At 66.3% G+C, this 6,147-nt stretch carries 7 protein-coding genes; 6 read left to right on the top strand and 1 reads right to left on the bottom strand.

All coding sequences use genetic code 11. From position 1 onward, the window contains the following. The first annotated feature begins 119 nt into the window (after positions 1 to 119). From ACGFI8_RS47685 to ACGFI8_RS47660, 6 genes are all read left to right on the top strand, one after another. Positions 120 to 449 (top strand): hypothetical protein, encoded by a 330-nt coding sequence (locus tag ACGFI8_RS47685; protein WP_392815690.1) that lies wholly within the window; start codon positions 120 to 122, stop codon positions 447 to 449. Positions 450 to 589: 140 nt separating this feature from the next. Continuing rightward, positions 590 to 937, top strand: coding sequence for a hypothetical protein (locus ACGFI8_RS47680; protein WP_392815688.1), 348 nt, complete (start codon positions 590 to 592; stop codon positions 935 to 937). A gap of 490 nt (positions 938 to 1,427) precedes the next feature. Beyond that, the gene (locus tag ACGFI8_RS47675; RefSeq protein WP_392815685.1) at positions 1,428 to 2,879 is read left to right on the top strand and encodes an FAD-dependent oxidoreductase; all 1,452 of its coding nucleotides are present in this window, start codon (positions 1,428 to 1,430) and stop codon (positions 2,877 to 2,879) included. Positions 2,880 to 3,025: 146 nt separating this feature from the next. After that, entirely contained in the window at positions 3,026 to 3,427 is a 402-nt protein-coding gene (locus ACGFI8_RS47670) for a RidA family protein (protein ID WP_392815683.1), read from the top strand. Positions 3,428 to 3,706: 279 nt separating this feature from the next. Continuing rightward, positions 3,707 to 3,931 (top strand): hypothetical protein, encoded by a 225-nt coding sequence (locus tag ACGFI8_RS47665; RefSeq protein WP_392815681.1) that lies wholly within the window; start codon positions 3,707 to 3,709, stop codon positions 3,929 to 3,931. A 109-nt stretch (positions 3,932 to 4,040) separates the two neighbouring features. Next, complete coding sequence (locus tag ACGFI8_RS47660; protein ID WP_392815692.1) at positions 4,041 to 5,159, top strand: hypothetical protein; 1,119 nt, start codon at positions 4,041 to 4,043, stop codon at positions 5,157 to 5,159. Between the two features lie 368 nt (positions 5,160 to 5,527). Here ACGFI8_RS47660 and ACGFI8_RS47655 read toward each other — a convergent pair whose 3' ends face one another. Then, positions 5,528 to 6,007, bottom strand: coding sequence for a hypothetical protein (locus ACGFI8_RS47655; RefSeq protein ID WP_392815679.1), 480 nt, complete (start codon positions 6,005 to 6,007; stop codon positions 5,528 to 5,530). Between the last annotated feature and the right edge of the window lie 140 nt (positions 6,008 to 6,147).

The raw sequence follows: 6,147 nt of genomic DNA, 5'->3' as shown, positions 1-6,147 counted from the left end.
CAGGTGGCCGTGAAGCGTGAACCCGGCACGACGCCAGTCGGTCAGACCGGGACCGTCCCACCGTAAGGTAGGACTACCGATCGTGTGCTCACTAAAGCGCGCTGAAAGGTAACGGGAGAATGGCCGACGAATTGCTGGACCACTCCGAGGTGTTGGTTCTGGACCCCTTGGAGGACTCGCCGCTGCCGCTCTGGGAGCTTCGCTGGCACGAGGCGACAACACCGCAGGAACTCGCAGACATCCTCGCGCCAGGTCTGATCTCGCTGGCAGCGCGAGGCTTGGTCGAAGTGCGCCGTTTCCCCAACTGGCCGGCGCAGTGGGACCAAGGTGTCCCGCTGACCGGGGACGACCTCGCGCGAGAAAGCACACGCGCTGAGGTTTGGTCCGACGACGCGGCGCACGCCGTACTGGCGGCTCACATCACCGCGGCCGGCCGCAGACTTCTGTAGCCTTCCACGCGCCTGCGGCAACCCCTCTGACGTGTTTACCCTTCTCGGCTACTACGTCCCAGTGGACGATGACGAACTCTGGCCGAGGTGCGAATAATGTCCCGGCAGGCGAGGGATCAGACTGTCGAGAAGGGATCATCATGGCCGCGGACCGTTTGCCGTCCTACCTTCCCGTGGTACTGCCGTTGGTAGTGTTCGCCGCGACGGGCGTCGTCCTGGCGGCGGCATCACTGGTCGGGCCCTGGCGGCGTACGGTCAAGGAATGGGCGCCGGACGCGAAGTCCTGGGCGTTGTTCCGGTCGCTGTACTTGTGCCTACTGACGGTCTGCGGGCTTGCGGCGGTGACGATCGCCTTCGTCCAACGCAGGTACGCGTTTTTCGTCCTCGCGGCGATCGTAATCCTCTATATCGCGTTCTTCCTCGTCAGTACGGTGCTCCTGACAGTCGTCGTGCAGCGGCGTCGCCGTCGCCGCGCAACGCAACGCTGAGTGGCCCTTTCCCGACACCGGCGGGTACCGGGCGCTGGCCCGGCTCGTCACGCTGCGTTGCACGCGCCTCGCGGTAGATCCGGATGCGCGCGGGCCAAGAGCGGCGCCAGACAGGGGTTCGGCGTGGAGCAGGGCTGAGACGGACAGCACGGTCTCCTCGCGCACGCTGAGCGTGGCGGTGTATGTGACACTGGCGGGCAACGCAGGACCCTATGAAGTTGATCTCGGAAGGACCACCTTCATACCGGGGTTCTGCGTCTTTCCGTTGGACCGCAACGGAGTCGGCGTGTCTCAGCCAGCCGGACAATCGCTACCAACCGTCCTGCCACCGTTACCCGGAATGGCTCACTCTTCAGCGTGGCGTCGACGATCACCGCCATGTGGCGAAACTGCCCGTAAACGGTAGATTAGGTTATGCGGTTGAGATTTTGGACCTGTGCGCCCGTGATCGCTCGGGCACTCGTCCAACGTGGCCCACGGAGGATGCGCCATGGCGACTATCGCGCTCTACCCCGACGACGTTCACAACCAGCGGACGATCCGCCAGGGCCACCCACCTGACTGGGTCAACCGCGAAGGTGGTGACTACGACCTGGTGGTGCTCGGCGGCGGACCGGCCGGCCTCACCGCCGCCACGACTGCCGCCGGAGGCGGGCACCGCGTCGCTATGACCGAGCAGCGACTGACCGGGGGCACCTGCGTCAACTTCGGCTGCACGCCGAGCAAAGCGCTGATTCGCTGCGCACGCGCGGTACACGAAGCGAGCCGCGGGGCCGAGTTCGGCTTTCGGCTCGACGCCCCACCCCAAACTGATTTCGGCTCCGTCATGGATCGGGTCCGCAAGATGCGTTCCCTCAGCAGCTCAGGCGATGCGGTCGAGGTGGCCGAGCAAGCGGGGGCGGAGGTCTACCTCGGGCACACGCGCTTCACCGCGCCGAATGCCGTGGAGGTCGAGGGCCGGCTACTGCAATTTCGGACAGCCGTGATCGCCACCGGATCGGAGCCCGTGGTGCCTCCCATCGAGGGACTGCGGACAGGGGAGTACCTGACCAACGAGACCGTCTTCTCACTGACCGAGTTGCCAGCCAGGCTGGTCGTCATCGGCAGCGGTCCGATGGGATGCGAGCTGGCCCAGGCCTTCCGCCGTCTCGGCAGCGAGGTGGACCTGGTCAGCCACTCCAGGACCCTGTTGCCCCATGATGAGCCGGAGGTCAGTGAGCTGATCCGTCGCCGGTTCGAGCAGGAGGGGATAAGGCTCCATCTGGGGTTCATGGCAGTACGGGCGGGCGCCGGCCGTTTGCTGGTGCAGGGCACCGACGGGACGCGCGAGCTGCCCTATGATGCGCTGCTGCTCGGCACCGGCCGCAAGGCGAACGTGGAGCACCTGGACCTGGGCGCGGCAGGGGTGCACGTCGCCAGGGACGGCGTGGAGGTAGATGAATACCTGTGCACTGGCAACCCCAACATCTATGCCATTGGCGATGCAACCTTCCCGCAGAAGTTCACGCACGCGGCCAATGCGACAGCGCGGCTCTGTATCGCGAACGCGCTGGACGGAGCGCATCGCCCGGTACGAGAGCTCGTTATTCCCCACTGCACCTACACCGATCCCGAGGTGGCCGAGGTGGGCCTAACTCCGCGCCGAGCCCGCAACGAAGGTGTCGCCATCGACGCTTACCGGCTCGACCTGGCCAAGCTGGCTCGGGCGTTCATCGACGGCGAGGAGGAGGGATTCGGGGCGATATACACGCGCAGCGGCAGCAGCGAGATCGCAGGAGCGACGCTTGTGGCGGCGCACGCCGGTGAGATGATCAGCGAGCTTACGCTGGCAATCACGAACCAGATGTCGCTGGAGGCGCTGGCCAACACGGTTCACTGCTACCCGACGCAGGCCCAGGTCTTCCAGCAGATCGCACTGCAGCACGCCAGACCCCAGAGCTAGCTGTTCAGCTTGGGTGACGGCCTGTTGAACAACGAACGTTCAAGATCGCTAGTGCCGGATCACACCTTCGCATTCACACGCACTCATCGGCGGACTTTCGCGAAAATCCAGGCTTGACTGACTCCAAACGGACCAGGAGCGAGCGCATGGAACGGGAAATCATCCGGGTCGAACCCGTCGACAGCAATTTCGAGAAGTGGGGCGCGCCGGTGTCGACCTGTACCCGGGCCGGCAACATGGTGTTCGTCTCGGGCATGCCGCCTTTCGACCCCGACACCGGGGAAATCCTCCCGAACGCGCTGTTCGAACACCAGGTCGAGCTCATCCTCACCCAGATTAAGAAGGCGCTCGAGGCCGCCGGCTCGGACCTCGAGCATGTGCTGAAGTGCAACGTAATGTGCGTCTCGGCCGAGCACTTCAACGCTTTCAACGAGGTCTACAAGCGCTTTTTTCCGAACAACCCGCCTGCCCGCATCTTCTTCTGCGTGCCGGAGTGGACGGGCCCCTTCGACGTCGAGGTCGACTGTATCGCCGTCACGAAGGACTGAGGGCGTCGGCCGCCGGGCAGCGCGGCGAGCGCTGAGCGCAGACGGGCCACGGCGGAGTCGAGGAAGCTCCGCGTCTTCAAGGGAAGCGTGCCCTGCCTCGCAGTGAGGTGTCGTGGCCGTGACTGCCGCGTCGGCGTCTCGGTCGCATAAAGCGCCGCTGCGACCTGGCGACGGAGGGCAGTATCGAGTCCGGCTGGCCGAGCAAGACGTCCTGAGCGCTACGCTGGCGGCAGAGAACCCCGCTATCCCAGACGTGACACCCATTGGACGCCGAGCTTGGTGCGCGAATGGTGGCGCGACCGCGGCCGTGTGCGCGACTGGATCACCGCGAAACATCGCCAATGGCACGTCTCGGACCGCGCTGACGAACGCGAAGCCGCGACCGGGCTCGCCGATTACCTCACCTATCTCGACGGCGACCTGAAACACCACCTACAGGTGTACAGCTATTTCCTGGACAACCACGCCAGCCCGGCTGCCGGCAACCGCCTCCCGCTGCTGTAAGGCTTGGATCACGGCTGACCAACAGGCGCCCACTGCTGCATGAGTGCGCCTGCACTGGTACGACGACAGCGTGACAGGACACCGCAGGTGGTGCGATCTTTGGCGGGTGATGGAGGCTGCGCGGCGTGAGCTGGAGCGGATGCGGGAATCGTCAGTCGCGTGGCGGGAGCTGCGCTACGAGCGCGCGACCGGCGCCGATGGATATGCCTGCGACGGGAACGCGGCGCGGCGGGCGCAGGTGTTGTGGGCGTTGCAGTACGATCACCGTCCGGAGGACCTCCCGCTGGTGCGGTGGTTGGCCGAGCAGGAGGCGTGGTGCCGACGCGAGGCGCCGTTCCAGGGGCTGAGCGAAGAGACCGAGCTGGCTGGCTTTCTGCTCACCGAGCATCGACAGATGCTGGATGTGTGGCTGCACTGGGAGATCAAGCGGGCCAACTTCGACACCTGGTGTGGCTACGACCTTGAGCACCTGTTCGCTGCCGGGGTGCAGGCCACCATCGCTTTCGTGCGCGACAGCGGGCATGCCGGCCGGGACGATCTGTTGGAGCGTCTGCTCGACCAACAGGGCCGGCCGTGGGTCTCCGAGGACGGGTTGGCGGAGTGGGCGCAATGCCAGCGGTCGCGCTTCCCGGCTGATCCGGCCGCCGAGGACCCGCTTACGTGGGTCGCACGCGCCAAACTGGCCGGCGACCGTGAACTGGCTCGCCAATGGCTGGACTCGTGGGCGGCCGGTCGCCAGCGGGACAAGGACACGCTGCGCCAGCTCCGATACCAGTTGGCCGATTTAGGGGCATTCGCTGAGGCGGCTGCGGCGCAGCGGGAGAGTCTGGAGTTCGCGGACAATGCTTGGGACTCCGCGTCGGCTTGTCAGACCCTGGCCGGACTGGAACGCCAGGCCGGCGACCACCGTGCCGCTTGGGCGGCGCTACGCGAGTGCCGCCGAGCGCTGGATGACGTGTCCGACTGGCCGGCGGTGGGCCTGGGGCGGATGTACGTGGAGGAGCTATTCCGGCTGGCCGGCTCCGCAGACGGTCAGTTGGCCGATGTGGTGTTCGCCGAGGCCGATCGCCAGGCGCGCGCGGTTCCCGACTTGCCCCTGGTGGTATTGCAGGCCGCCGCCGAAGCGGCCGACAAGGTGGGTGCCCAGACCAGGGCCGAGCATTACCAGCGGCTCTGCGATGCGGAGCAACAGCGCATCAACGTCGAGATGGGCCGGGCCCACTCGTGATTCCTCGCTGCACTCATGTGCCGGTGGCGTACCCGGCGGACTGGACTGATGCATCTGACCGGCCGCACGCTCACGGCGGGCGGCTCGTCGTACGTGATGGCCTCGCTGTGGTAGCCATAGTCGTCGATGCCTGCGTGGAGAGTCGACGAGCACGCGGCCCGTATCCCGACCAGGTGGACACGGTCAGCGGGTGTCCGAGTCGGGCCCATGGAGGAGTTCCATCAGCGCGGCAACATCGTCCGGGCTATCTAGCGGTATCGGTGCCATACCCGTCACGGGCTTGATCGGCATCGCGGCAAGATATCACCTCGGCCTCCCGGCGGGTTGCCTCAGCAGCCGGACGAGTGCGGGGCCCCGCGAACCGGCGCCTACCGCAGGTGGGCACGTTCGTCGACGTACCGGGTGGGGACGCCGGTGAATGCATCCGCTGCTACGGTGCCGTAGCCGAGGTTGAGCGTGTCCAGGCGGTAGCGCCAGGCTCCACCGCGGGCTGCGGGCCATGAGAAACGGTAGTTGATCTGCCATCTCACCCACTCGCCACACGCGAGCCATACGGCGGGTGGGCGGCGCCGACGACGGGGCATTCCCCAGGTGTCGGCGACCAGAGCGACCCGCAGCCGGCCACCGGCCTCTTGCAATAGCACGTCCTTGCGGTCGGGCTCGGCAACCCGGAAACGGCCTTCGGGTACGAAGTCGCGTGATTCGTCGACCACCACCTCGTGCACCGCGGGGCATGCGACAAACGGAAGCGGGAAGCCGACAGCAACGGCATTTCGAGCAGCCGCGCCAGGCGCACCCCGCGACCGGACCGTCCACGACGTTCTCACCCATTGCGCCACCACGTCCACGAGCTGATCATCGCCGCACTGGACACCACGCAAAAGCCGATTACACGGGACTGTACAAATAACGGCGGATCTGCTGATCAAGGGAGAGACGCCAGATGACGACGGAGACCACCGTCGAGCGGGAGCCGGCCGCCGTGTCG

It is taken from the genome of Dactylosporangium sp. NPDC048998, assembly GCF_043197855.1.
In the GTDB taxonomy this organism is placed as follows: domain Bacteria; phylum Actinomycetota; class Actinomycetes; order Mycobacteriales; family Micromonosporaceae; genus Dactylosporangium.
Note: the sequence above shows the minus strand (reverse complement) of the source record. Positions and strands in the feature narration are given on the sequence as shown.

Coding starts and splice junctions, on each gene's coding strand:
- ACGFI8_RS47675 (WP_392815685.1), top strand. CDS start 1,428: ATGGCGACTATCGCGCTCTACCCCGACGACGTTCACAACCAGCGGACG.
- ACGFI8_RS47680 (WP_392815688.1), top strand. CDS start 590: ATGGCCGCGGACCGTTTGCCGTCCTACCTTCCCGTGGTACTGCCGTTG.
- ACGFI8_RS47685 (WP_392815690.1), top strand. CDS start 120: ATGGCCGACGAATTGCTGGACCACTCCGAGGTGTTGGTTCTGGACCCC.
- ACGFI8_RS47660 (WP_392815692.1), top strand. CDS start 4,041: ATGGAGGCTGCGCGGCGTGAGCTGGAGCGGATGCGGGAATCGTCAGTC.
- ACGFI8_RS47670 (WP_392815683.1), top strand. CDS start 3,026: ATGGAACGGGAAATCATCCGGGTCGAACCCGTCGACAGCAATTTCGAG.